This is a genomic window from Arthrobacter sp. AL12 (genome assembly GCF_029960645.1).
Taxonomy (GTDB): Bacteria; Actinomycetota; Actinomycetes; order Actinomycetales; family Micrococcaceae; genus Arthrobacter.
Window position 1 is genome coordinate 97,901 of record NZ_JASBQY010000002.1, and the last position, 25,057, is coordinate 122,957.

At 69.2% G+C, this 25,057-nt stretch carries 23 protein-coding genes and 2 pseudogenes; 9 read left to right on the forward strand and 16 right to left on the reverse strand.

Going from position 1 to position 25,057, the window contains the following annotated elements; genetic code table 11:
* Positions 1 to 26: 26 nt before the first annotated feature.
* Positions 27 to 478: pseudogene (locus QK291_RS03240) on the reverse strand (DUF4113 domain-containing protein); the annotation flags it as partial.
* 53 nt (positions 479 to 531) lie between these two features.
* Here QK291_RS03240 and QK291_RS03245 point away from each other — a divergent pair.
* Complete coding sequence (locus QK291_RS03245; RefSeq protein ID WP_282379119.1) at positions 532 to 801, forward strand: hypothetical protein; 270 nt, start codon at positions 532 to 534, stop codon at positions 799 to 801.
* Positions 802 to 860: 59 nt separating this feature from the next.
* Here QK291_RS03245 and QK291_RS03250 read toward each other — a convergent pair whose 3' ends face one another.
* Positions 861 to 1,805, reverse strand: a complete 945-nt coding sequence (locus QK291_RS03250) for a hypothetical protein (protein ID WP_282379121.1) — start codon at positions 1,803 to 1,805, stop codon at positions 861 to 863.
* A 133-nt stretch (positions 1,806 to 1,938) separates the two neighbouring features.
* Here QK291_RS03250 and QK291_RS03255 point away from each other — a divergent pair, with 133 nt between their 5' ends.
* Positions 1,939 to 2,100: a hypothetical protein gene (locus tag QK291_RS03255; protein ID WP_282379123.1), complete on the forward strand. Its 162-nt coding sequence runs from the start codon at positions 1,939 to 1,941 to the stop codon at positions 2,098 to 2,100.
* Between the two features lie 43 nt (positions 2,101 to 2,143).
* Here the strand turns inward: QK291_RS03255 and QK291_RS03260 are convergent, their stop codons facing one another.
* Positions 2,144 to 3,199, reverse strand: coding sequence for a DNA polymerase IV (locus tag QK291_RS03260; protein ID WP_282379469.1), 1,056 nt, complete (start codon positions 3,197 to 3,199; stop codon positions 2,144 to 2,146).
* A gap of 249 nt (positions 3,200 to 3,448) precedes the next feature.
* Here QK291_RS03260 and QK291_RS03265 point away from each other — a divergent pair, with 249 nt between their 5' ends.
* On the forward strand, positions 3,449 to 3,742 hold the full coding sequence (locus tag QK291_RS03265; protein ID WP_282379125.1) for a hypothetical protein: 294 nt from the start codon (positions 3,449 to 3,451) through the stop codon (positions 3,740 to 3,742).
* Positions 3,743 to 3,754: 12 nt separating this feature from the next.
* Here the strand turns inward: QK291_RS03265 and QK291_RS03270 are convergent, their stop codons facing one another.
* The 11 genes from QK291_RS03270 to QK291_RS03320 all read right to left on the reverse strand — a co-directional run bounded on the left by QK291_RS03270 (position 3,755) and on the right by QK291_RS03320 (position 14,527).
* Positions 3,755 to 4,375: an L-threonylcarbamoyladenylate synthase gene (locus tag QK291_RS03270; protein WP_282379127.1), complete on the reverse strand. Its 621-nt coding sequence runs from the start codon at positions 4,373 to 4,375 to the stop codon at positions 3,755 to 3,757.
* 290 nt (positions 4,376 to 4,665) lie between these two features.
* Positions 4,666 to 4,884 carry a hypothetical protein gene (locus QK291_RS03275; protein ID WP_282379129.1) on the reverse strand — a complete coding sequence of 73 codons (219 nt, stop codon included), beginning with the start codon at positions 4,882 to 4,884 and terminating at the stop codon, positions 4,666 to 4,668.
* 9 nt (positions 4,885 to 4,893) lie between these two features.
* The gene (locus QK291_RS03280) at positions 4,894 to 6,021 is read right to left on the reverse strand and encodes an XdhC/CoxI family protein (protein ID WP_282379131.1); all 1,128 of its coding nucleotides are present in this window, start codon (positions 6,019 to 6,021) and stop codon (positions 4,894 to 4,896) included.
* A complete protein-coding gene (locus QK291_RS03285) occupies positions 6,014 to 6,883 on the reverse strand; it encodes an SRPBCC family protein (RefSeq protein WP_282379133.1) in 870 nt (289 codons plus the stop codon). The genes QK291_RS03280 and QK291_RS03285 overlap by 8 nt, the downstream gene beginning before the upstream one ends.
* Positions 6,883 to 8,157, reverse strand: a complete 1,275-nt coding sequence (locus tag QK291_RS03290) for a VWA domain-containing protein (RefSeq protein ID WP_282379135.1) — start codon at positions 8,155 to 8,157, stop codon at positions 6,883 to 6,885. Before QK291_RS03290 ends, QK291_RS03285 begins: the two co-directional genes overlap by 1 nt.
* Before the next feature lie 8 nt (positions 8,158 to 8,165).
* Positions 8,166 to 9,089 carry a MoxR family ATPase gene (locus QK291_RS03295; protein ID WP_282379137.1) on the reverse strand — a complete coding sequence of 308 codons (924 nt, stop codon included), beginning with the start codon at positions 9,087 to 9,089 and terminating at the stop codon, positions 8,166 to 8,168.
* Positions 9,086 to 9,736, reverse strand: a complete 651-nt coding sequence (locus QK291_RS03300; protein WP_282379138.1) for a nucleotidyltransferase family protein — start codon at positions 9,734 to 9,736, stop codon at positions 9,086 to 9,088. The genes QK291_RS03295 and QK291_RS03300 overlap by 4 nt, the downstream gene beginning before the upstream one ends.
* Complete coding sequence (locus QK291_RS03305) at positions 9,720 to 10,682, reverse strand: XdhC family protein (RefSeq protein WP_282379140.1); 963 nt, start codon at positions 10,680 to 10,682, stop codon at positions 9,720 to 9,722. The genes QK291_RS03300 and QK291_RS03305 overlap by 17 nt, the downstream gene beginning before the upstream one ends.
* Before the next feature lies 1 nt (position 10,683).
* Entirely contained in the window at positions 10,684 to 13,077 is a 2,394-nt protein-coding gene (locus QK291_RS03310) for an aerobic carbon-monoxide dehydrogenase large subunit (RefSeq protein ID WP_282379141.1), read from the reverse strand.
* Positions 13,074 to 13,643: a (2Fe-2S)-binding protein gene (locus QK291_RS03315; RefSeq protein ID WP_282379142.1), complete on the reverse strand. Its 570-nt coding sequence runs from the start codon at positions 13,641 to 13,643 to the stop codon at positions 13,074 to 13,076. The genes QK291_RS03310 and QK291_RS03315 overlap by 4 nt, the downstream gene beginning before the upstream one ends.
* 5 nt (positions 13,644 to 13,648) lie before the next feature.
* Positions 13,649 to 14,527 (reverse strand): xanthine dehydrogenase family protein subunit M, encoded by an 879-nt coding sequence (locus tag QK291_RS03320; protein ID WP_282379143.1) that lies wholly within the window; start codon positions 14,525 to 14,527, stop codon positions 13,649 to 13,651.
* 120 nt (positions 14,528 to 14,647) lie between these two features.
* Here QK291_RS03320 and QK291_RS03325 point away from each other — a divergent pair, with 120 nt between their 5' ends.
* Both QK291_RS03325 and QK291_RS03330 read left to right on the forward strand, forming a co-directional pair.
* Positions 14,648 to 15,628: a LysR family transcriptional regulator gene (locus QK291_RS03325; protein WP_282379471.1), complete on the forward strand. Its 981-nt coding sequence runs from the start codon at positions 14,648 to 14,650 to the stop codon at positions 15,626 to 15,628.
* 153 nt (positions 15,629 to 15,781) lie between these two features.
* Entirely contained in the window at positions 15,782 to 16,099 is a 318-nt protein-coding gene (locus QK291_RS03330) for a DUF6457 domain-containing protein (RefSeq protein ID WP_282379144.1), read from the forward strand.
* A 148-nt stretch (positions 16,100 to 16,247) separates the two neighbouring features.
* Here the strand turns inward: QK291_RS03330 and QK291_RS03335 are convergent, their stop codons facing one another.
* Positions 16,248 to 18,599: an FdhF/YdeP family oxidoreductase gene (locus QK291_RS03335; RefSeq protein ID WP_282379145.1), complete on the reverse strand. Its 2,352-nt coding sequence runs from the start codon at positions 18,597 to 18,599 to the stop codon at positions 16,248 to 16,250.
* A 212-nt stretch (positions 18,600 to 18,811) separates the two neighbouring features.
* On the opposite strand from QK291_RS03335, the gene QK291_RS03340 reads away from it, so the two are divergent.
* On the forward strand, positions 18,812 to 19,657 hold the full coding sequence (locus QK291_RS03340; protein WP_282379146.1) for a dienelactone hydrolase family protein: 846 nt from the start codon (positions 18,812 to 18,814) through the stop codon (positions 19,655 to 19,657).
* Positions 19,654 to 20,178, forward strand: coding sequence for a TspO/MBR family protein (locus QK291_RS03345; RefSeq protein WP_282379147.1), 525 nt, complete (start codon positions 19,654 to 19,656; stop codon positions 20,176 to 20,178). Before QK291_RS03340 ends, QK291_RS03345 begins: the two co-directional genes overlap by 4 nt.
* Before the next feature lie 29 nt (positions 20,179 to 20,207).
* Here the strand turns inward: QK291_RS03345 and QK291_RS03350 are convergent, their stop codons facing one another.
* Positions 20,208 to 22,004, reverse strand: a complete 1,797-nt coding sequence (locus QK291_RS03350) for a long-chain-fatty-acid--CoA ligase (protein ID WP_282379149.1) — start codon at positions 22,002 to 22,004, stop codon at positions 20,208 to 20,210.
* Positions 22,005 to 22,248: 244 nt separating this feature from the next.
* Here QK291_RS03350 and QK291_RS03355 point away from each other — a divergent pair, with 244 nt between their 5' ends.
* Both QK291_RS03355 and QK291_RS03360 read left to right on the forward strand, forming a co-directional pair.
* Positions 22,249 to 23,535, forward strand: a complete 1,287-nt coding sequence (locus tag QK291_RS03355; protein WP_282379472.1) for an MBL fold metallo-hydrolase — start codon at positions 22,249 to 22,251, stop codon at positions 23,533 to 23,535.
* Positions 23,532 to 24,846, forward strand: a pseudogene (locus QK291_RS03360) (erythromycin esterase family protein). Before QK291_RS03355 ends, QK291_RS03360 begins: the two are co-directional and overlap by 4 nt.
* The last annotated feature ends 211 nt before the right edge of the window (positions 24,847 to 25,057 follow it).

Sequence of the window (25,057 nt, forward strand, 5' to 3'; positions counted from 1 at the left end):
CTGATGCAGGCAACCGGCCCGGTTAGTCACCCCGCTTTGACCACCGTAAGCTCGGCCCAGTGGGTGGTGTACCGGGGGACAACATTTCGCGTCTCATAGTCCAGTCCGGCCCACCCCGGGTCCCGGCGTGGCCAAGGCCGATGGAGCCGCGCCCGTAGCGCCGGCTGACCTCCTCCAGCAGCGAGCCGATGCCGCGTTCCTCTTGCGGGTTCTCGAAGACCGCCAGCGGCGACTGGTGTCCGGTGGGGCGAAGATCGGTGACCATGATCCCCGCGCGGACGTACCGGAGGCCGTCGTCGACCTTGGGGAGCAGGGCGTACGCCGCCCTCGCCAAGAGAACCGGGTCAGCGGTGGGCATCGGCAACGGCACACACACCGACGGGTAGGAGCTGGCGTGCCGGCTGTAGTGGGACGTGGCGGCGAACGCGGTCAGCACCTTTGCCTGCAGTTCGTGCCTGGCCAGCCGGGCACTGGAACGAACGGACGATTTCGGAAATTGACGGAGCAGCCAACATTTGGCAGAGCGAGAGCATGCTGGCTCTAGCCGTTCTGCACGACGTCGAAGGTGACGTTGAGCTCCAGCTCACCAATGAAGCCCCGTCGGCGTCCAACATGACGCTGCTCTTCGACGGCATCCTTTCGACGGGGCGCAGGCTTGTTGAGGTCCAGACGGTGTATTTGCACCGCATCACCGGAATCAGAACCCTGACTGAGGAACTGCCGCTTCGCATCTGGGGTGACGACCCACGACAGCCTGAACACGTTGTGATCGAATGTCTGGGACTCGTGGAGCTTTCCTAGAAAGGATCCAGAGCAGCCAGTGGCCTCCGACGTTGAAGCGTCGCTCCGGACACTGTCCCCTAAGACCGGGTCGAAAAGGGGACGAAGTATTCCTGCTGGACCGGCCAGCGGCCCAGCATCTGGGCCGTGCGCAGCGAGGGCAGGTTCCCCGCGTGGATGTGGCCCCAGACGGTGTCCGCACCCGAGCGTTGACCGGTCAGGAACGAGGACTGCACCGCCGGAGCCAAGCCCTTGCCACGCAGACGTTCCGTCAGGAACATGTCCAGCATGCAGACGGCACGTCGGCCAAAGAGCGGCGAGATTGTGGCAGCAGCCAGCCCCGCAAAGCCGTGGTCGTCCCCGAGCGACATCAACAGGCCCTGGTCCGCTGCGTCTTGGAGTCCCTCCTGGTCGGACTCCGAGACAAATGAGGCAAGCTCCGGGGCGTCGGACCGCCACGCTTGATGTTCATGCTGGTAATGGGCGAACACTTCAGCCGCCGCTTCCGGCCAGGAGATCCTCAGGGTCCCGGTCAGGTCCCGGTCGTCCGCCCTTGCCGCCGCGCCGAGGGACCCGGCCATAACTGTTGTCCAGTTTTCTGCGGGGGAGAGCTCGAGCCCGGGCTGCTCCCAGAAGGTGAAACCGCGCGCTCCAACACCGCGGTAGGCCTCGGTAACCTGGGCGGCCACGGCATCAACAGCCTCAGCGTCGCTCACCCGGGCAGTAGTTTTCACCGCCACGAAGGGGAAGCCCGGATCGAGGTTGCGGTATCTGAGGCCTGAAACGACGGTGCGCTCGTCGCTGGCTTCCAGCAGCCGTTCGGTCATGTCCCGGCTGCTGACGCCGACTCCCAGCCGGCCGATCCTGGCCGCCGCGACCTCCGGCGAGGCAAGGGCGGCGAGAGACCCGACGTCGTCGATCTCTGCCTGCGCTGCGTCCCCAGCGTCATACCCGGCAGGAAGATAACCGAGTACCGGGTGTGCAAACGCGGCGAGCTGGTGGTCCGGCAGTCCGAAGGCGTTCATTGATCCCTAGGCTACCCGAGCAGGCCCTTGCCCCAACCGGCCGACGGCATTCGGTTCAGGGCTCCACCACGTCAGCGACCTGAAGAGCCGTCCGTTCAGCAGCCTTCCAAGCGACGAACGCACCAGCCAGCCAGTGACGAAAACCGGACGTGATGTCATTGTCGCCGCCTGGCATGACGCCCGCTTCCCCGGAGCGGCTTCAGCAGATGGTGATGTCGTCTCTACATGGAACCTGCCGACAACCATCGTCGGAGCCTTCGCGATTCTCTCGGTGATCATCGCGGCCTGGGTGTAGCAGATGCCGCGTTGGCCGCCGTCGGCGTGGTCTCGCGGCGCCGTCACCAACCGCCGCGCGTCGGCGTATGTCCCGTTCGGGCATCGTCGGGCATCGCCATTTCGGCCCGCAGGCCCAGGAGCCGGATCGGACGGCCCGCTTCGATTCCGGCTGCGAGGTCCAGGGCCCGCGCAAGGATCTCGTCCCGGTCGAAGGTCTCAGGAATCTTCCTCGCGTGGGTCTTGGTGAGGAACGGCGCGTACCGCACCTTGAGGGTCAGTCCAACTACGGGCCGGCCTTCGGCGACAACATCCTCAAGGACGCGCGCTGTCAGCTCCCGTACGGCGCCGTCCACCTGGGCGGGCTCGGTCAGGTCCCGCTGGAAGGTGGTCTCCCGGCTATGCCCGCGGGCAACCCACGGGGTGTCGTCCACAACGCTGGCACCGTCCCCGCGCCCGAGCTCCGCGTACCAGGGACCCATCCTGGGACCGAACTCCGGGACCAGGTCTTGGGGGTCGGTCGCGGCGAGTTCGGCGACGGTGTTGATGCCAAGTTTGGCCAGCCGGCCCGACACCTTGGTTCCGACGCCCCACAGCTCCCGGGTGGGCCGGCTGCCCATGACCTCGAGCCAGTTCCCGGCGGTGAGACGGAAGACGCCGGCCGGCTTGCCGAAACCGGTGGCGACCTTGGCTCGGACCAGGGTGTCGCCGATGCCCACACTGCAATGCAGCTGCGTTCGTTCGAGGACAGCGGCCTGCACCTGCCGGGCGTAGGCTTCCGGGTTCTCTGTCTCAATGCCGACAAACGCCTCATCCCAGCCCAGCACCTGCACGGTGGCGCCGGGCTGCGCGCGCAGGGTGGCCATCACCGGTTCGGACGCCGCGAGATAAGCCTCGTGGTCGACGGGCAGGATCACCGCGTCGGGTACTTTCCGGGCCGCGATGCGTAACGGCATTCCGGAACCCACGCCGAACGCCCTGGCTTCGTAGGATGCGGTCGACACCACGGCTCGTTCCGTGGGGTCGCCCCGGCCGCCGACGATGATCGGCCTGCCCGCAAGCTCCGGCCGCCGGAGCACTTCGACCGCCGCGATGAACTGGTCGAGATCGACGTGCAGCACCCACCGGATTCCGCTCACGCCACCAGTCTGCCCTAAACATCCCTGGCAAGCATCGGCTCACTACCGAGCTTGGCCGCTGGCCTTCGGTCAGGAGAGCCAGGACGATTCGGCGGCGCCTCCGACCCCTAAGCAGCCGCCGAGTTAGCTTCGTCACGTGACGGTCGTTCCTCAGAAATCCGGGCCCGGCGGGCCCCATACTTGGATTGACCCCGGCGGACTTTGGCCCACCGCCCGGTATGAGGAGGGTCCATGAAAACCTTGAAAATTTTGCAGAGCACCGTGAAAAGCACCGTCACGAACGAGTACTTTCCCTCGGCGGCGGTGTTCGCCGGAGTGGTTCTCTTCTGGGGCATCGGCCTCTTCGGCGGGCTGTCCCTGCTCAGCAACCACCAGACGCTGCTGACCACGCTCAGCTGGTTGCTGTTCGTCTACGCCGCGGCGGTTCTCACGCCCCTCGCGGGACTCGTGGCGGCAGTGGACCTGTCGCGACGCTGGCTGCGAAACCGGGCGTCCGGCGTCGCCACCTCCGCCGAGACCGCGTAGCCGCCAGGGCGCCTATTCGAACCGGGACGGGTCGCCCATGCCGCGCCGGACGATTTCCGCCACGCCGCTGGAGTAGTCGATCACGGTCGTCGGCTCCGCGCCGCAGTCGCCGGAATCAATGACGGCGTCCACCACGTGCTCGAGCCGTTCCTTGATTTCCCAGCCCTGCGTGAGCGGCTCTTCCTCATCCGGCAGCAACAGCGTGCTGGAGAGCAGCGGCTCGCCTAGTTCGGCCAGCAACGCCTGGACCACCGGGTTGTCCGGGATACGCACACCGACCGTTTTCTTCTTCGGGTGCAGCAGCCTCTTGGGAACCTCCTTGGTGGCAGGCAGGATAAAGGTGTAGCTCCCTGGGGTGACGGCCTTGATGCTGCGGAACACGTCGTTGTCGATCTGCACGAGCTGGCCGAGCTGGGCGAAGTCCTTGCAGACCAGGGTGAAATGGTGCTTGGCATCAAGGTGGCGGATGGCCCTGATCCGGTCCAGCGCTTCCTTGTTCCCCAGCTGCGCGCCGAGCGCGTAGCAGGAGTCGGTGGGATAGGCGATCAGCCCGCCGGAACGGACGATCTCCACGGCCTGGCTGATGGAGCGCGCCTGCGGGTTTTCGGGGTGAACATCGAAGTATCTCGCCATGGGACGAGCTTACGCCCGACGGCGGCCCGACCGGCCCACTTGCGGCCCGACCGGCGGCTCGGAGTCCGCCGGCGGCTGAGGCTCGCGGAAGCACGTGCTGCACACCCCGGACGGCCAGCGCCGTGCGCGTCCATGGCGACCAGCATGAAGGCCAGGGCGGTCATGGTCAGCGCGTTGTAGAGCAAGCTGGCGCGGATGGCCCCTCCGGCGCGGCTGCCTTGCCCCGACCCGGCGTCGGGTGCATGCGGCCCGGCGGTCACAGGGCGGCGTGAGACCGCACGGAGGGCGGATCACCATGCGGCCAAGTTGAAGAACAGGATCTGGGGGAGTGCGGGCCACTGGAATCCGGGGACGAGCATCGACACCATGGCGACCAGCATCGCGGCATGGAGTGCGAAGCCGACCCGGGCGGCCGGCGGCGACTTACGGCCGGCACGGACCGCCGCGTACAGCGAGGCTGCCAGCAGCATTGCCGCCAGCGCCCAGCGCAGGACATCGGTTCCGATCACGGTGCCCGGTCAATGCTGCTCGTCGTGGTGGATCCGCTCGTGGAGTTGCCGGAGCGGCTCCCCGCTGCCGCTCCACTGCTTGGCGATGAACTCCGCGGCGATCGACACCGCTGTCTCCTCGGGGGTCCGGGCGCCAAGGTCCAGGCCCACCGGGCTGTGCAGCCGCGCCAGTTCCGCCTCGCCCAGGCCGGCCTCGCGCAGTCTGGCGATCCGGTCCGCGTGGGTCCGGCGCGACCCCATGGCGCCGATGAAAGCGATCGGCGGGCCGCACAGGGCAACTTCCAGCAGCGGTATGTCGAACTTCGGATCGTGCGTGAGGACGCACAACACGGTGCGTTCATCCACCAGGCCCTTGTCCAGCTGCTCGGCGAAGTAGCGGTGCGGCCAGGCGTTGATTACCTCCGCCGCATCGGGAAAGCGTGCGGGGGTGGCGAACACTGCCCGGGCATCGCACACCGTGACGCGGTAGCCCAGGAACGCGCCAAGCCGGGCCAGCGCCGCGGCGAAGTCGATCGCGCCGAAGACCAGCATCCGCGGCGGCGGGGCATAGCTCGCGAAGAAGACCCGCATGCCGGTGTCCAGCCGCTCCCCGTCCGGGCCGTAGCTCAGGACGCCGGACCGGCCCGCGGCGAGCAGGCCCTGGGTGTCATCGCCCACGGCCTGGTTGGCCCGCTCGGAACCGATGTTCCCCTCGAAGCCGTCCGGCCGCACGACCAGGTGCCGTCCCAGCCAGTTGCTGTCCGGGTGTTCGATCACCGTGGCGACCCCGACGCGCCGGTCCCCGGAGATGTCCTGCCGGACGGCGTCGAGTTCCTGGAAGCTGTGCCGGGACACCGGCTCGACGAAGATGTCGATGATTCCGCCACAGGTCAGGCCGACGGCGAACGCGTCGTCGTCGCTGATCCCGTAGCGCACCAGGACTGGAACGCCGTCGGCCTTGACCTGGGTGGCCAGCTCGTACACGGCACCCTCGACGCAACCGCCGGAGACCGAGCCGACCGCTTCGCCGCCGGCGGTGACGAGCATCGACGCGCCGGGGAGCCGGGGCGCTGACTTGAAGGTGCTCACCACGGTGGCCAGGCCGGCGGTGTCACCCTTCTGCCAGCCCGGCATCATGGCTGCCAGGACATCACGCACGGTCGGTCTTCAGCCTTCCGATCGCCCGGACCAGCCGGAACGCGGAGCACCGGCCCGCCCAGTAGGAGAGGCACGCCACCACCGCCACGAGTGCCAGGACCTTCCCGGGGCTGGACAGCTGATCCGCCGCGATGCCCTTTGCCAGGCTGAGGGCGTCCAGGCTCCCGGCGAGGGCAGGCGCCGGGGCGGGCGCGGGAGCAGCCCGGGGTCCGGCGGGCGGGGACATATGGGGAGACACCTGCGGGGCCGCTGCGGGTACGGCGCTCGCCGGCACACCGGGAAGTTCCGTCGCCGGGGCCGGGGCTGTCGCCGCCGCGACCTTGGCCGCGGCGGCTTCCGCCTCCGCCTCGGCGTCGAGCCCGGCCGCGGGCACGGGTTCCGGCAGGTCGCCCGTCTCTGACGTTCCGGCGGCAGGCGCGGTGATCATGGCTTGCAGGTTGCTGGCGAACAGGGCCATCATCTGCTCGGTGACACTGCCAATGACGCCCTTGCCCATCGCGGCGGCCTTGCCGGACAGCGACAGCTCGGCGTTGACGGTGCCGCGCGTGGTGCCGCCGGCCTCCTCCGTCAGCTGCAGGGTGACCGTGGCCTCGGCGGTGCCCTGGCCGCGGGTCTCCTGGGCTTTGCCGCCGAGCACGGCGCGGTGTTCGGCGGCGTTGCGTTCGATCACGTTCAGCAGCCCCTTGTACTGCATGTTCACCGGACCCAGCTTCACGGTCATGCCCACCTGGTAGGCGTCGTCCGAGAGCTTGTTCAGGATCCGTGCACCGGGCACGCAGCCGGCCACACGTTCGAAGTCCATGATGGTGTCCCAGACGGTGTCGATCGGTGCGACGACCGAGAAAGTGCTGTTGATCTGCATTAGGTCCCTCTTCCCTTGCGTGATGACTGGCCGTTGAGTGATGACGGGCTGTCGCCGCGGATTGCGGCCGCGACCTCTGCCAAAGCGGTGTAGCTGTGTCCGCTGACGAAGGCGTCGCAGTACGGCAGGGCCGCGGCCATGCCGCCCGCCAGCGGCCGGTAGTGCGGGGCGGCCTTGCGCGGATTGACCCAGATGATCCGGTGCGCCAGGCGCCGCAGCCGCGCCATCTGGGCCGCCACCTGTCCGGGGTCCTCCTGTGCCCAGCCGTCCGAGAAAATCAGTACCACCGCGCCCCGGGCCAGTCCCCGGCGGCCGTGTTCGTCGACGAAGAGCCGGATACTGTCGGCGATGCGGGTGCCGCCGGCCCAGTCCGGTGCGGCCACGGCGGCACGGGCCAGGGCCGCATCCGGATCGCGCAGCGCCAGCTGCCGGGTCAGGCGCGTCAGCCGGGTGGAAAACACGAATGCCTCGGCGCCGGCTGTTGCCACGGCCCCCTGGAGCAGCGAGACGAAGATCCGGGCATACGGCTCCATGGAGCCGGAGACGTCGCACAGCATCACCAGCTTGCGGCGCTGCTCCCGGCGCCGGGCGTACAGCAGCCGCGTGGTTTCCGTGCCCGAGCGCCGGGCCGCGCGGACCGTGGCGCGGACGTCCAGCCGGGCGCTGCTGTGGGCGGACTTGCGGGTGCGGCGGCTCAGGCGCGTCGGGGTGGCGAGCAGCAGCCGGGACGCCAGCCGCCTGATTTCCAGGACTTCCGCCTCGGTGAGCTGCGCGAAGGACATCCCATGCAGCCGTTCCTCGGTGGAGGCCATGGCCAGCACGGCCTCCCGTTCCGGGGCGTTGCGGTCCGCGCTGTCCGGTCCCGCGGAGGCAACCGCCGGCGCCTTCTGCTGAGGCGCTGTCGCCTGTCCGGGGGCGCGGTCCCCGGCCGGGGAGGGCCGGGTGCGTGCCTGCTCGGGGCTGCCGGGCGGGGCCGGGGGTGCGGCGCTGCCGGTGTGTGCGGACGGGTCGAATCCGCCGCGGAAGACCTCGGCGAAGACGGCGTCGAAGACCGGCAGCTGACCGCGCGCGGACACCAGCACCACCCGGGACACCCAGTAGAGGCGTTCGACGTCGGTGGGCGGGAGCAGGCGCAGGGCCTCGGCCAGCCGGACGGCTCGGTCGGGCGAGCACATCAGGCCGGCCCGGCGCAGGGCGGTGACGAACGCCGCGGACAGGGTGGCGGCCTCCACCGTGGGGGGTGCGGCGGCCGTGTCCCGGGTGGTCCGTGCCATTACCAGGCTCACCCGCCCGTGCCGGCGACGAGCCAGTCGGCCCCGCGGGCGCCGACCAGTTCCAGGTCATCGCGGTTCTTGACAATGGAGCCGAGCGTCCGGTGCGCCGTCGTGGCGTCGATGTGGTCGATGCCCAGCACGGCCAGGGCGGACACCCAGTCGATGGCCTCGGAGATTCCCGGCGGTTTGGCGAGGTCCAGGGTGCGCAGTCTGGTGATCACCGCGGCGGCCTGGAGCGCCAGGGGGCCGCTGCTGGCGGGCACGCGGCGGCGCACGATTTCCGCGATCCGCTCCGGCCCGGGGTAGTCGATCCAGTGGTAGAGGCAGCGCCGGGTCAGGGCGTCGTGCAGGTCCCGCGTCCGGTTGGAGGTCAGGATGACGATCGGGGGGTGGGTGGCCCGGATGGTGCCCAGCTCCGGGATGGTGACCGCGGCCTCGGCAAGGAGTTCGAAGGTGAAGGCCTCGAACTCGGCATCGGCCCGGTCGATCTCGTCCAGCAGAAGGACCGCGGGGCGCGGACCGGGATGTTCAATCGCCTGCAGCAGCGGCCGGCGCAGCAGGTACTCCGGGCCAAAGAGGTCCGTCTCGGTGACGGAGGCATCCCGGACTTCCGCCAGCCGGATTCCGAGCAGCTGGCGCTGGTGGTTCCACTCGTAGAGGGCCTCGCCGGCGTCGATTCCCTCGTAGCACTGCAGCCGGTACAGCGGCGTGTCCAGCAGCTCGGCCAGGGCCTTCGCCGCCTCGGTCTTCCCGACGCCCGCCTCGCCCTCCAGCAGGATGGGCTGCGGCAGCCGGACGGCCAGGAACAGCGCCGTGGCCAGCCCGACGTCGGCCAGGTAGTCCCTGCTGTCCAGCGCCTCCATCAGCGAGGCGACGTCGGGAACCCTGCGCTGGACGTCCTCCTCCGCGCCGGTGCGCGCCGCGGTGGTCATAGCGCGCCCTCCAGACCGGCGAGGACCCGGCGGTAGTCCTCTTCCGTGTCAACGTCCGGCGGGACGGGTCCTGAAACCCGGAGTTCGACGACGTCGCCGGCCCGCTGCTCCAGCAGTTTCCAGACTCCCTTGTCGCCGTGCAGGGCGCCCAGTTCCGGGAGCATCCGCCGGGTGAATGCGAGGGGGTGGCCGACGCCGTCGTCGTAACGGCAGACGGCGATGCCGGGGGCGCCCTGGCCGGTGTCCGGCCCGCCGGCGAACACCAGCTCCAGCAGGGGCCGGACGGTGTCGGCCCGGACGCCCGGCTGGTCCCCGAGCAGCAGGACGACGGCGTCCGTGTCCGGTCGGAGCGCGGCGATGCCGGCGGCGATCGAGGAGGAACAGCCCGCGCCGAAGTCAGGGTTGAGGACGATCTCGCAACCGGTCGTGTCGACCGTACGCTGCACCTCCCCGGCGGCACCTCCCAGAGCCAGCACGGTCTGGTCGAAGCCGCAGTCGCGGGCGGCCGCGAGCGCGGCGTCGAGGAGGACACCGTGGCCGTAGGGGAGCAGCTGTTTGGGCCGGCCCAGGCGCCGCGACGCCCCGGCCGCCAGGATCAGCCCCGCCGTCCGGTGCGCGGGGGCTGGGCGTTCAGGGGGTGAGGGCATAGCGCTCCGGATCTTTGCGGAAGGCCGCCCGGCAACCGGGCGAGCAGAAGTACACGGTGACGCCGTGGTGCTCGAGCTGCAGCGAGGCGTCCGCGGCGACGGTCATGCCGCAAACGGGGTCCACCGCCGTCGCCGGGGTGTCAGCAGCGGCAGCAGCAGCACCAGCCGCCGGGGCCGGGGATGCCGTGGCCGGCGCAGCCGCCGTCACCGTGGCGGCGTGCCGGGACCTGGCCCGCTCCTGGATCAGCTCGGCGAGGATCGAGAGCGCGATCTCACCGGGGGTGCGGGCGCCCAGCTGCAGTCCGGCGGGGGTGAAGACGCGCGATCGCAGCGCCGGGTCGACGTCGAGGGATTCCAGCACGGCGGCCCCCCGGGTTCCGCTGGCCACGAGTGCGACATAGGGCACCCCGGCGCGCAGGGCCGCCTCGAGCGCGACTTCCTCCGCCTTGCCGTGCGAGGCCACGATCAGCGCCGCGTCGTCGGCCCGCGGCGCCACTGATTCCCCGTCGGTGAGTTCCACGGCCAGGCCCACGCCGGCGCCGAGGGTCTCCAGGGCCCGGGCCACGGGCGTGGTGCCGACGACGACGACCCGGGGCGCCGGGATGTGCGGCTGGAGGAAGATTTCGATCGCCCCGCCGCTCAGGCAGGGGTTGGAGACCTCGACGGCGCCTTCCCCGGCGGTGCGGGACGGCTCGCCCGGGACCACACGCAGCAGCAGGGGTTCCTGGGAGGACAGGACCTGCCGGCTGTACTCGCGCACCGAGGACTCGACGCAGTTTCCGCCGACGAAACCCTGGATCTCGCCGCTGGACAGCACCAGGGCGGTGTCCCCGGCGTGGGCGCTGGTGGGATGCTGGGCGCGGACCACCGTGGCGTGCACGAACGGCTCGCGGCGGGAGGCGAGGTCGTTCGCCCGGGCCGTGAGGGAGTCTGTTGTTGTGGTCATCCTAGATCGGCGGCCTTGCCCGGCCCTGCATTGCGGCCCAGACCCGGGCCGGGGTGCAGGGCATGTCCATGTGAACCACCCCGTACGGGGCCAGCGCGTCCACGACCGCGTTCACGATCGCCGGGGGAGAGCCGACGGTGGCGGACTCGCCGATGCCTTTCGCGCCGATGGGGTGGTGCGGGGACGGGGTGATGGTGAAGCCGGTCTCCCAGTCAGGGACTTCCATCGCGGTGGGGATCAGGTAATCCATGAAGGACCCGCCCAGGCAGTTGCCGTCGGCGTCGAACTCGATGATCTCCATCAGGGCCATTCCGACGCCGTCGGTCAGCCCGCCGTGCACCTGGCCCTCGATGATCATCGGGTTGATCCGGGTGCCGCAGTCATCCACGGCGATGAAGCGGCGCACCTTGACGTGCCCGGTGCCCGGATCGACGTCGACCACGCAGATGTAGGCCCCGAAGGGGAACGTGAGGTTCGGCGGGTCGTAGGTGACCTCGGCGTCGAGGTTGCCGTCGACCCCCTCGGGCAGCGCCATGGTGCCGTGGGCCGCCATGGCGATTTCGGAGATGGTCTTCCCGGCGCCGGGATCGCCCTTGACGAACCAGCGGCCCTTCTCCCATTCGAGGTCCTCCGGCCGGGTCTCCAGCATGGCCGCGGCGATCAGCTTCGCCTTCTCCCGCACCTTCCGGGCGACGAGCGCGACGGCGCCGCCGCTGACCGGCGTCGAACGGCTCCCGTAGGTGCCGAGGCCGAACGGTGTCTGGTCGGTGTCGCCGTGGACGACGTCGATGTCCTCCGGCGGGATGCCGAGTTCCTCGGCGACGATCTGCGCGAAGGTGGTCTCGTGGCCCTGGCCCTGGCTTTGCACCGAGAGCCGGACGACGGCCTTGCCGGTGGGATGGACCCGCAGTTCGGCGCCGTCGGCCATGCCGAGGCCCACGATGTCGAAGTGTTTGCGCGGGCCGGCGCCCACCGTTTCGGTGAAGAAGGAGATGCCGATCCCCATCAGTTCGCCGCGCTCCCGCTTCTCCCGCTGCTCGCGGCGGAGCTCGTCGTAGCCGGCCAGCTGCATGGACAGCCGCATGGCCGGTTCGTAGTTGCCGGAGTCGTAGACCCAGCCGGTCTTGTTGGCGTAGGGGAACTGTTCGGGCTTGATGAAGTTCTTCAGCCGCAGTTCCGCCGGGTCCATCTCCAGCTTGCGGGCCAGGATGTCCACCATCCGCTCGACGAGGTACACGGCTTCGGTGACGCGGAAGGAGCAGGCGTAGGCGACGCCGCCGGGTGCCTTGTTCGTGTAGACGCCCGTGACGGAGCAGTAGGCGGCCTTGATGTCGTAGCTGCCGGTGAAGATGGAGAAGAAGCCGGCCGGGTACTTGGTGGGCTGGGCGGTGGCGTTGAACGCGCCGTGGTCGGCCAGGACGTTGGTGCGCACCGCGAGGATCTTCCCGTCCCTGGTCGCCGCGATCTCGCCCTGCATGATGTAGTCGCGGGCAAAGGAGGTGGACATCAGGTTCTCCGAGCGGTCCTCCACCCATTTCACCGGCTTGCCGGTGACGATCGACCCGACGACGGCGAGGATGTAGCCGGGGTAGATGCCGACCTTGTTGCCGAAGCCGCCGCCGATGTCCGGGGACACCACGCGGATCTTGTGCTCGGGGATCCCGGCGACGATCGCGAACAGCGTGCGGTGCGCGTGCGGGGCCTGGGTGGTTTCGTAGAGGGTCAGTTTGCCGTCGACGGCGTCGAAGTCGGCGATCGCCCCGCAGGTCTCCATCGGCGCGGGGTGCACCCGCGGGTAGACCATCTCCTGGGAGACGACGACGTCGGCGCTCGCGAAGACGGCTTCGGTTCCGGCCTTGTCGCCCATCTCCCAGTCGAAGATGTGGTTGTCCGTCTTGCCCTCGATCTCGTCGCGGACCACCGGGGCGCCGGCGTCGAGGGCCTTCCTGGCGTCGATGACCGGGGGCAGGACGTCGTATTCGACGTCGATCAGCTCCAGCGCGTCGCGCGCGGCGTAGCGGTCCTCGGCCACCACGAACGCGACCTCCTGGCCCTGGAAGCGGACCTTGTCCGTCACCAGGACGGCCTGGACATCAGCGGAGAGGGTGGGGGCCCAGGCGAGCTTGAGGCCGAGAAGGTCCTTCCCGGTGATGACGGCGAGGACCTTGGGGTGGGCGAGGGCGTTGGTGGTGTCGATGGAGACCAGCCGGGCGTGCGCCACCGGGGCGCGCAGGATGGCGCCGTGCAGCATGCCGGGCAGGACGATGTCGTCCAGGTAGTTGCCTTTGCCGCGGACAAAGCGCGGATCCTCCTTCCGCTGGATCCGGCCGTAGCCGATCGGGCGGTCCTCGTCGCCGGCCGCCGGGTTGCTGGGCCGTTCGTGGATGACGGTCATGCCTTCACCTCTGTGTCTGCTGTTTCTGCTGTTTCGGCCGGGAGGTCCTCGATAACGGTGTCCGTGCCGTCGATGACCTCGTCCACCGTGGCGTCGGTGTCGCCGCCCGCAGGGTGGGCGGCGGCCCACTGCACCGACCTGACGATCGTGGCGTAGCCGGTGCACCGGCAGATCTGGCCCGAAATGGCCTGCCGGATCTCCGTGGTGTCCGGGTGGGGGTTCTTATCGAGCAGGGCGCGGGCGGTCAGCATCATCCCGGGCGTGCAGAAACCGCACTGCAGCCCGTGCTCCTCCATAAAACCCTGCTGGACCGGGTCCAGGGTGGCGCCGTTGGCGAGGCCCTCGACCGTGCGGACGTCGTGTCCGGCTGCCATCGCCGCGAGGACGGTGCAGGACTTCACCGGCTGGCCGTCCATCAGGACCACGCAGGTCCCGCAGTTGCTCGTGTCGCATCCCCAGTGGGTCCCGGTCAGGCCCAGGACTTCGCGGATGTAGTGGACCAGGAGCACCCGGGGCTCTATATCGCTGGTGACTTCGTTGCCGTTGACGGTCATGCTGATCTGCATCCGCTTCAGCCTTCCTGTGTCTGGGCGGCGCGGGTACAGGCCTGCCGCAGTACCCGCCGGGTGAGTTCGTCGGCGAGGTGCCGTTTGTAGTCAATCGGGCCGCGCTGGTCGGCCACGGGGTCGCAGGCCGCCGCGGCGAGCCGTCCGGCTTCCACGAACAGTTCCTCCCGGGGCTGCTGGCCCCGGAGCAGTTCGGCGGCCCCGGAAATGGTGTGGTCGAGTCCGAGGGCGGTGAGTCCGACGGCGGCGTCGGCGATGGTGCCGTCCGCGGCCAGCGTCACGGACGCACCGGCGGCGCCGACCGCCCAGTCGCCCACGCGGCGTTCAACCTTTTCGTAAGCGCTGCCGGACCGGGGGCGGATGGGGATACGGACCTCGCACAGGATTTCGTCCTGGCCCACCGCCGTCTCGTAAGGTCCGCGGTGGAAGTCCGCCATGGCCAGGATGCGCTCGCCGGCCGGTCCGCGGATCACCGCTTCGGCACCCAGCACGTCGCAGACCGTGGACAGGTCCTCGGCCGGGTCGGCCTGGCAAAGCGAGCCGCCGATCGTGCCCCGGTTCCGCACGACCGGGTCGGCGATCACGGCTTCGGCGTCCCGGACGATGGGGAAGAGCGCCGCGATCTCGTCCGACTCCAGGAGCGTCGTGTGGCGTGTGAGGGCGCCGATGCGCAGTTTGCCGCCGTCGCGCAGGATGAAGTCGAGTTCGTACAGGTCGTTGATGTCGATCAGCCACTCGGGCCGGGAGAGCCGGAGCTTCATCATCGGCAGGAGGCTGTGGCCCCCGGCGATGACCCGCGACTCCGCACCGTGGCGGGAGAGGAGCTCAAGGGCGTTGTCCACGGACGTGGCCCGAACATAGTCGAAAGGAGCCGGAATCTGCATAGTCCCCACCTCGTGCCAGGGCGCTGGCAACGTCGCGCAGCACCGATTTCAGGCCAGTCTTGCCCTGCCCGGGACGGAGTGTCAATATCGTCATAAGCGAAAGGTTATGACGCCGTGTCGATGACATTGAGCCAGCTCCGCACGTTCGCTCTCGTCGCCCGTCTGGGCTCACTGCACGCTGCCGCGGAGACCCTCGGCGTCAGCGAACCGGCGGTTTCCTCTGCCCTGTCGGCGCTCCGGCAGGACCTCGGCGATCCGCTCTTCGTGCGCGCCGGGGGTGGCATTGCGCTGACTCCCGGCGGCCGGGCGCTGGCCGAATATGCCCAGGACATCGTCGGACTGGCGGACCAGGCCCGCTGGGAGGTTTCCAACGCCACGAACGACGCCGGGCGGCTGAAGATCGTGGCCACCGCGCGCTTTGCCGAACATGCGGCCGGCCGGCTGCTGGACCTCTTCACGAAGCGGGTTCCCGGCGCCTCGGTGGACGTGGTGGTCGAGTCCGCCGAGGACCTGGCCTCGCTGCTGCACGAACGGGCGTACGACATCGCCCTGGGTGCCCGGCCGGCGGCGCCGGCGGGGACCGCGGTGGCCAACCCGGGACTGAACTGCGTGCCGTTCCTGCGCTACCAGCGCACCCTGGTCGCCGCGGCGGGGCATCCGATGGCCCGGCTGCCCGGACCCTTGTCCGTGGCCCGGCTGCTGGACCGGCCGTGGTTTGCCGGGCCGGCGGGGATCCAGGAGCACTCGGAAGAGGGCCGCTGGCTGGCGTCGATGGGGGTGGCGCCGGAGATCATCCGGCTCAGCAGCGAGACGGAAGCCCTGGCGGCGGTGCGGGCGGGGGAGGGCATCATGCTGGCGCTTGGCCACATCGTCCGGTCCGAACTCCAGGGCGGGGTCCTCGTCCGGCTGCCCGTCGTCGGGACACCGGTGACCGGGTTGTGGTGGGCGAGCACCCTGGACAACCACCGGACCACCACGATGGCGCGGACGCTGCAGCGGTTCGCCGGAACCGCCGACGCGACAGCGGCGATGGTGGCCCCCGGTGGCTCCCGCGGACTGGAACGCCGGGGATCCAAGTTCCACGTCGCACTGTGGAGCTGAGGCAGTTTCAGGGGACTGCTTCAGGGGACTGCTTCAGGGGACTGCCGGTTCCGGCGTCCGGTTTTGCCTGTGTCGCGTTGCGGAAGCCCGGTGTCGGTGCTAACCCTTGTGGGGAACGCCAACCGGCTGACGCACCAATGAAGAGGAGCAACAATGACTTTGACCCGGGACGAAGACAGCGCACTGCGGCACTGGAGCGCCCGCCTGATCCAGGCACTGCAGATCCTCGATCTGGAAGTAGACCACGACAAGATCGTCCAGGTCGCGGACGAGTCGCTGAAAGCCGTCGGGCCGCACGCGGACGCCATCAGCGCGTTCATCGTCGGGTACGCCGCGGGAACCGCGTCGACCGACGGCAGGAAGAGCACGCAGGATGCCGTCCACGCAGCATCCAACAAGGTCCTCGAGCTCTGCGAGCACGGCGAGTCCGGCGGCCCCGACGAAAAAGGCTGGGCCAAGCGCGCCCAGTAGCCGCAGGATCCAGCCCCCATGGGACATGCCCTCCCTGAGCGCCCGCGGATGGACATATTGGCATGATGTCCAGTGGCCGCGGCCAGAGTGGGGCATGTTCCGTGGAGGATCTGGCAGCCCCCGCGGAGCGTGCCCGCGGGGTTGCTCCCTACCGCTGGTGGGCCGCGCCGGATGCCACGGTGGTCGAACCGTCCGGGCTCTGGTCCTCGCTGGGTTCAAGCCGCACGATCACGGCCTTGGACACCGGGGTGTTGCTGCCTTCGGCCGTGTGGTTCAGCGGCACCAGCACGTTGGCTTCCGGATAGTACGCCGCCGCGCAGCCACGGGCCGTCGGGTAGGAGACCACCCGGAATTTGCGGACTATACGCTCCACACCGTCCTGGTACTCCCCTTTGATGTCCACGAACATACCGTCCGCCAGGCCCAGCTCGGCGATGTCGTCCGGATTCACGAACACCACATGGCGGCCCTTCTTGATGCCCCGGTAGCGGTCGTTGTGCCCGTAGATGGTGGTGTTGAACTGGTCATGGGAGCGCATGCTCTGCAGGATCAGGGTGCCCGCCGGCTTCTCCACATGTTCCAGGTCATTGACGGTCAGCACTGCCTTGCCGGTCGGGGTGGGGAAGGTGCGCGAATCCCGCGGGCCGTTCGCCAGGATGAAGCCGCCCTCCTGCCGGATCCGCTCGTTGTAGTTCTCGCAGCCGCCGACGACCTGCGAGATGTGGTCCCGGATCAGGTCGTAGTTCTTCTCGAAACCGTCCCAGTCGGCCTTGATCTTGTCTCCAACCAGCGCCTTGCCGAGCCGGCTGACAATCGCCGGTTCGGAGAGCAGATGGTGCGAGACCGGTTCAACCTTGCCCCAGGACGGGTGCACGGCGCAGACCGTGTCCTCCACCGACACAAACTGCGGGCCGGACTCCTGGATGTCGATTTCGCTCCGGCCCATCGTGGGAAGGATCAAGGCTTCCGCGCCGGTCACGGTGTGGGACCGGTTGAGTTTCGTGGAAATCTGCACGGAGAGTTCGGTGTTCTGCATGGCCGCTTCGGTGGCGTTGGTGTCGGAAATGGCGCCGACGAAGTTTCCGCCGAGCGCGATGAACGCCTTGATGCCGCCGTCGCGCATCTTGTTGATGGTTTCCACCGCGTCCACGCCGTGGTCGCGGGGCGGCTCGAAGCCGAACTCCTCGCCGAGGGAGTCCATGAAGGACTGCGGCATCTGCTCCCAGATCCCCATGGTGCGGTCGCCCTGGACGTTGCTGTGGCCGCGGATGGGCGAGGCGCCGGCGCCGGGCTTCCCGATGTTCCCGCGCAGCAGGAGCAGGTTGATGATCTCCTTGATCGTGGCCACGCCCTTCTTCTGCTGCGTGATGCCCATGGCCCAGGTGATGATGACTTTCTCGGCCTTCAGGTACCGGGCCGCGAGTTCATCGATTTCCCCGGTGCGCAGGCCGGTGGCCAGCAGGACCGCGTCCTCGTCCAGCAGGCTGAGGTGTTCCTTAAGTTCGTCCAGCCCCTCGCAGTGCTCGGCGAGGAATGTATGGTCCAGCACGGTGCCCGGGTTCCGGGACTCGGCATCGAGGACACGTTTGGAGATGGCCTGCAGCAGCGCCATGTCGCCGCCGATGCGGATGTGCAGGAACTGGTCCGCGATCTCCGTCCCGCGCCCGATGATGCCCTTGACCTTCTGCGGGTTCTTGTACCGGCGCAGGCCGGCCTCCGGCAGGGGGTTGACGGCGACGATCTCGCCGCCGTTTTCCTTGCACGCCTCCAGCTCGGTCAGCATCCGCGGGTGGTTGGTGCCCGGGTTCTGGCCCATGACGATAATGAGGTCAGCCTTGGCAAAATCATCAAAACTGACGGTGGCCTTGCCGATGCCGATGGTCTGGCCCATGGCCCAACCCGAGGACTCGTGGCACATGTTGGAGCAGTCCGGCAGGTTGTTGGTGCCATAGCCGCGGACCATCAGCTGGTATAGGAAGGCAGCCTCGTTGGAGGTGCGTCCACTGGTGTAGAAGGCGGCTTCGTCCGGTGAGTCCAGGCCCTTGAGCTTGTCCGCGATGATCCGGATCGCCTCCGGCCAGCTCACCGGCTTGTAATGGTCCTCCCCGGCGGGCTTGTGGACCGGCTCGGTGAGCCGTCCCTGCATGCCCAGCCAGTACTCGGAATGCGTCCGGAGTTCACTGACGGAATGTTCCGCCCAGAACTCCCGGCCGATGACCACCGGCGTCGCCTCCCAGGTGACGGCCTTCGCGCCGTTCTCGCAGAACTCGAAGGCCTTGCGATGGTTCGGGTCCGGCCACGCGCAGCTGGGGCAGTCGAAACCGTCCTTCTGATTCATCGCCAGCACGGTCTTGCGGGTGCGGTTCAGGCCCATGTGTTCGATCGCGGGCTTCATGGAATGCAGCACCCCGGGGATGCCGGCGGCCCAGCCCTTTGGACCGTCGCCGACCACGAGGTCCTTTTCGTCGTTTTCCTCGACCTGGGGATTTTTGCGGGTCACGTGAACTTCCCTTCTGCAACCACCGCCTGCTCAGGCCGTGGGTCTCTACTAATAAGCACCCTACCTTTTGGCCTGTTACAGGCCTATCAGCTGCTTCGGAGCGCCGCAAGGGATCTGCCGTCGACGGCGGCGCCACCGTTCCGTAGCATGTGCAGTACGCGGCACGGCTGAAGTGACTCCAGCAGTGCCGCCCGGAACCGAGGGGGCCGTCCATGCCGGAGCACCGGGGACCGTCGGGGCCAGGGGAAACGTTGGAGGGCTTCACCGAGTCGACCTTCAGCCACGGCAGCATCCACCACCCGGTCGTCCGGGGCCGTGCGGGCCCGGCCGTGATCCTGATCCACGAGGTTCCCGGGATCCACCCGGGCGTGCTGGACCTCGGCCGCCGGCTGATCGACTGGGGCTTCACTGTCTACCTCCCCTCGATGTTCGGGCGGCCCGGCGGAAAAGCGGGCGAGGGCATCGTGAAGTCCATCGCGAAAGTCTGCATTTCCCGTGAGTTCGCCGTGCTGGCTAACCCGAGCAGCCCGGCCGCGGGCAGGCTGCGGGCCCTCGCAGTCCAGGCCCACCGGGAGTGCGGCGGTCCCGGCGTCGGGTCGATCGGCATGTGCATGACGGGCAGCTTCGCCCTCGCGATGGCGCTGGAACCCGCCGTCCTGGCGCCGGTGATGAGCCAGCCCGCGCTGCCGGCGGGCCTGACCGCGCGGAGGCGGGCCCCCGTCGGGCTGGACGACGGCGAACTGGCGCGGGTGAAGGCGCGGACCAGCCAGGGACTTCGGCTCCTCGGCGTGCAGTTCAGCAACGACCGGGGGTGTCCGGCGGAACGTTCCGCCACCCTGCGGCGGGAATTCGGGGCAGGCTTCGAAGGCATTGAGATCGATTCGTCGCCGGGCAACCCGTATGGCATGGCCCCGTCCGCGCGCTGCGTCCTGACGGTGGACCTGGTGGACACGCCGGGGCACCCGACGAAGGCTGCGCTGGAACGGACCATCGAGTTCATGGAAGAGCGGCTGCGGCCGGACACGGCGGCGGCAACGGCAACAGAGGAGCAGGAATGAAACTCATGACAGTGGCATGGACGGCGGCTGCGACCGCCGCAACGGCAGCGGCCGGCGGAATAGCGACGGATCCGGACAGCCGATGGTACCGTCGGCTGCGCAAACCGGACTGGCAGCCGCCCGCCATCGCCTTTCCCGTGGTGTGGACGGCGCTGTACGCGGACCTGGCCGTGAGCTCCGCCGTCGCCCTGGAAAGCGGCGGCGCAGCCGCTGACACCCCGGAAACCCCGGGCGGCAGGATCCGACGGCGGGATTTGGCCGCCTACCGGGGAGCCCTGGCCGCCAACCTCGTCCTCAACGCTGCATGGAGTTGGCTTTTCTGGCGGGCCCGGCGGCCGTGGCTGGCCGCGGCGGAGTGCGCCCTGCTGACGGCGAGCAGCGTCGACCTGGTGCGGCGGACGCACCGCCTGAACCGCGGCGCCGGAGTGTCCCTGGCCCCCTACGCCCTGTGGTGCGGCTTTGCCACCGTCCTGTCAACGGCGGTCGCGCGGCTTAACCCCGGATCGGGCCGCGAGCGGTAACCGGGCCCCGGCACGGGCGGACGCTCCGTTCAGTGCCCGGCGACGAGGGTGTCGCGGATTTCCCGGCGCAGGACCTTGCCGATGAGCGAGCGGGGCAAGGACTCGAGCACCACCACCCGGCGCGGCACCTTGTAGGCGGTCAGCTGTTTCCGGGCAAAAGCCAGGAGCGCGTCGGGATCGATGCTGGTACCGGGGATCGACACCACGGCGGCGACCACGTCCTCGCCGCCGCCGGGGCGCGGCAACCCGACGACGGAGACTTCCGAAACACCGGGGAACGTGGCGAGGACGTCTTCCACCTCACTGGGTGAGACGTTGAACCCGCCCGTGATGATCAGCTCCTTGATCCGGTCCCGGATCGTGACGAAGTAGTCGTTGTCCACGGAGACGATGTCGCCGGTGCGGAACCAGCCGCCGTCGAGCAGTGCCTCCTCGGTCTCCTCCGGGCGGTTCCAGTAGCCGGAGAACACCTGCGGGCCGCGGATCAGGAGTTCCCCTTCCTCGCCCGGGGCGCGGTCCAGCGCGACGTTCCGTGGATCCACCACCCGGATGTCGGTCAGCGGAAACGGCACCCCGACGGTGCCCGGTTTCCGGCTGGGGCCGAAGGGGTTGCCGATCGCGATCGGGGACGTCTCGGTCAGTCCGTAGCCCTCGATCAGGTAGCCGCCGGTCGCCTTCTCCCAGGTCTCCACCGTCGACGTTGGCAGGTTCATCGCACCGGAAATCGAGAATCGGATGCTGTCCAGCCCGATGCCGCGTTCCGCCGCCGCGGCCGCGATCCGGTCATAAATCGGCGGCACGGCCGGGAGGAAGGTCGCCGGGGACTTCTTGAGGGCCTTCAGCACCAGGTCGACGTCGAACTTTGGGAACAGGACCAGCTTCGCGCCGATGCTCAGGGCGAACGTCATGCACAGCGTCAGACCGTAGGCGTGGAACATCGGCAGTACCGCGTAGACGGTTTCCCGGCCGTCCTTGAGCCCCGGCACCCACGCCCGGCCCTGCGCGGCGTTGGCCTGCAGGTTGGCGTGGCTGAGCATGGCGGCCTTGGGCAGTCCCGTGGTGCCGGAGGTGTACTGGAGGACGGCGAGGTCCCGGGCCGCGGGGCGCGGATGTTTCCGCTTGAGTTCTCCGGCGTCGAGAAGCTTCCGCCAGGGGAGCACCGGCCGCGCGGCGGGGGCCGTCCGGCCCCTCGGCTGGCCCCCGCCCAAGGAGAGGGCGGCTCGTGCCTTGCGGGCCGCCGGAACCGGGAGCCGCAGCGCCAGCCGCTGCAGCAGCGGCATCGCGGGGATGAGTTCCACCGAGACGATGCTGCGGAGCCCGACGTCGGCCGGCAGCTGGCGGACCCGCTCCACCGCCTTGTCCCAGACGATCGCCACGGCGGCCCCGTGGTCCTCGAACTGGTGGCGCAGTTCCCGGTCCGTGTAGAGCGGATTGTGCTCGACGACGACGGCGCCGAGGCGCAGCACGGCATGGAAGGCAACGATGTGCTGCGGGCAGTTCGGCATCACCAGGGCAACCCGGTCGCCGGCCTTGACGCCGAGTTTCTCCAGCCCGGCGGCGGCCCGGCTGATCAGTGTGCCGAGCTCGCGGTAGCTGGTGCGGGCGCCGAAGAATTCCAGGGCGGTCTTCGACCCGTAGCGGCGCACGGAGCTATCCATGAGGTCCACGAGCGACCCCTCCGGGAGCACCAGGTCCGCCGGAACACCTGGACTGTAGGCACCGGTCCACGGACGGTCACGCCAGGGCTGCCCAGGCTGCCCGTGCTCGCCGGCGTTGCCGTCCGGGCCTTTGCCGTGGGGCGCCGTCCGCATGGATTTCTTCTTCATCATCAGTCCTTGCCGCTGGTATCCGCCGGGTGTTCGCGAGTAAAAGGGCCCGCCGGGAAATACTACCGGTGCCCGTGCGCTGCCGGAGCCGGGACGCCCGGCGCGGCCGGCGCCGGGCCCTGCACTGCGGCGCCGCGGCGGCGGTGCGGCACGTGACTTTTGGCCCTAGGGGCGGTTCCTCGGAGCCACCGACACGGTCACCGGTTCCAGGTACCTGCTTGAGGCCGGCGGCAAACGCGTGCTGGTGGACTGCGGCCCCTTCCAGGGCTACAAGCGCAGCCGCGAACGGAACCGGACGCCGTTCCCCGTCCGGCCGGCCTCGATCGACGCCGTCGTCCTGACCCATGCGCACCTGGACCATACCGGCTATGTGCCCGCGCTGATGCGGGACGGGTTCGCCGGGGCCGGTGTTCGCCACCGCCGGAACCACGGACCTGTGCAAGCTGCTCCTCCCCGACAGCGGCTACCTGCAGGAGGAGGAAGCCCGGTATGCCACCCACCGCGGATCGTCCACGCACAGTCCGGCCCTTCCGCTCTACACCGCGGCCGACGCGGTGAAGACTCTCAACAGCTTCAGGATCCAGGATTTCGACGAGCCACTGGATCTCGGCGGGGGATGGAACTGACGTTCCTGCCCGCCGGCCACATACTCGGCGCCGCGCAGGTCCATGTCCGGATCGGCTCACGTTCGGTGCACTTCACCGGGGACCTGGGCCGGGCGGACGACCCGCTGATGTACCCGCCCCGGCCGCTCGTCGCGAGCGACGTGCTGGTCACGGAGTCCACCTACGGGATCCGGAAACACTCGACCGTGGATCCTGAACAGCAGCTCCGGGACATCATCAACCGGGTCGCGAAGCGCGGTGGCGTCGTGCTGTTCGCCGCGTTCGCCGTCGGCCGGGCAGAAACCCTGATGCTGTATCTGTCCCGCCTGCGCAGCAAGAACCTGATCCCTGATATCCCGGTGTACCTCAACAGTCCGATGGCCATCGATGCGTCCGGGATGTACCAGCGGCATCCCGAGGAGCACCGGCTCAAGGAGCAGGAATACATGAACATGTACAAGGTCGCCAAGCTCACCCGCTCGGTCGATGAATCCAAACTGCTGAACCTCCGCGGCGGCCCGATGATCATCATCTCCGCCAGCGGCATGCTCACCGGCGGAAGGGTCCTGCACCATCTCGCGGCCTACGGGCCGGACCCGAAAAACGCCGTGATCCTCAGCGGCTACCAGGCCGGCGGCACGCGGGGCGCCACCCTGGCGGCCGGCGAGCGGGAACTCCGGATCTACGGTGAGGACGTCAAAGTCCGGGCTGAAGTGATCCAGATGGAAAGCCTGTCCGCGCATGCCGACGCGGATGGCATTATCTCGTGGATGCGGGCCGCGGAAAAGGAACCCCGGATGACCTACATCACCCACGGCGAACCGGACACCTCTGATGCCCTGCGCATCAGGATCAAACGTGAGCTTGGCTGGCGCGCGCGGGTCCCCGAACACCTCGAGCAGATTTCGATCGAGGAGCCCCGATGACTTCCGGCGTCGCCAAATCCTCCGTCCTGTCCGAAATCCATTCACTGGCCCGGCCGCTGAAGACGGACCGGGACCTCAACGGGCTGGTCCGGCGGGCGGCGGACTGCCGGTTCGTCGCGATCGGGGAAGCCTCCCACGGCACCCACGAGTTCTATACCTGGCGTGACACCCTGAGCCGGCGCCTCATTGAAGAGGAAGGCTACACCTGGATCGGGGTCGAGGGGGACTGGCCAGACTGCTGGCGGATCGACCGCTGGGTGCGGGGCGAGACGGGGAAGGAGCAGGGTGTCCATGCACTGCTGGCCGGCTTCGAACGCTGGCCCAGGTGGATGTGGGCGAACGAGGAGGTTGCCGCGTTCCTGGACTGGCTGCGCACCTGGAACCTCAGCCGCCCGATGAGCCGGCGCGTGGGCTTCTACGGACTCGATGTGTACTCGCTCAGGGCTTCGCTCCGGGAGATCATCGGCTGGCTGCAGGACAACGTGCCCGACGCCGTCCCCGCCGCCCTGCGTGCCTGGCAGTGTTTCCTGCCGCACCGCGAGGACCCGCACAAGTACGCCTGGAGCACGCGGCTGGTGCCGCAGTCCTGCGAGGCTGACGTCATCGCGCTCCTTGCCGAGGTGAGGAGCCGGGTGTCCACCCCCGGCGGGCACGACGAGGCCGCCTTCGGCGCAGTGCAGAATGCCGAAGTGGCCGCCAACGCCGAGCACTACTACCGGATCATGCTCCGCGGCGACCGCCAGTCCTGGAACGTCCGGGACCACCATATGGCCGACACCATCGACCGGCTCAGCAGGCACCTTGGGCCCGACTCGAAGGGACTCATCTGGGAGCACAACACCCACGTGGGGGATGCCCGGGCCACCGACATGGCCCAAGGACGGACTCGTCAACGTCGGCCAGCTGCTGCGCGAACGGCACGCCGCGGACGGCGTCATGCTGGTGGGCCTTGCCTCCCACCGGGGCGAGGTGATCGCCGCGGACGCCTGGGGAAGTCCGGAACGGATCCTGCCGGTTGCGCCGGCCCGGCGGGGCAGCCATGAAGACTTCCTGCACGAGGCCCTGGGGGTGCCGTCGGTGCTGGAATTCGGTGAGGACAGGTCCGGCCCGTGGCTCTCGACCTGGCTCGGCCACCGGGCTATCGGTGTGGTTTACCATCCCGAACGGGAGCTCGGGAACTATGTTCCGACCCGGATCGGGGAGCGCTACGACGCGCTGATCTGGTTCGAGCACACCCATGCACTGCGACCGGTGCACCTGGAAGGACCGCCGAGGGAACCGGAATTCGAGACGGAACCGACCGGCTTCTAGTCCGCTGGCTGCGGCGGACAGCGGGCCGGCGCAGGCCTCCGGCCACGCCGGGGCCAGCGGAGAGCAGGCCGCTGAGCGCGCCGCTGAAGGAGTACAGCCCGGTGGGGGCCGCCGTTGACCCGCGGGGGTGGTCCATGAAGGCTCCTGTCCGGCAACGAGTCGTGCTGCACGGCTCGACGCTACGCACGGGGCCCCGGGGGAGTGAGGGGCT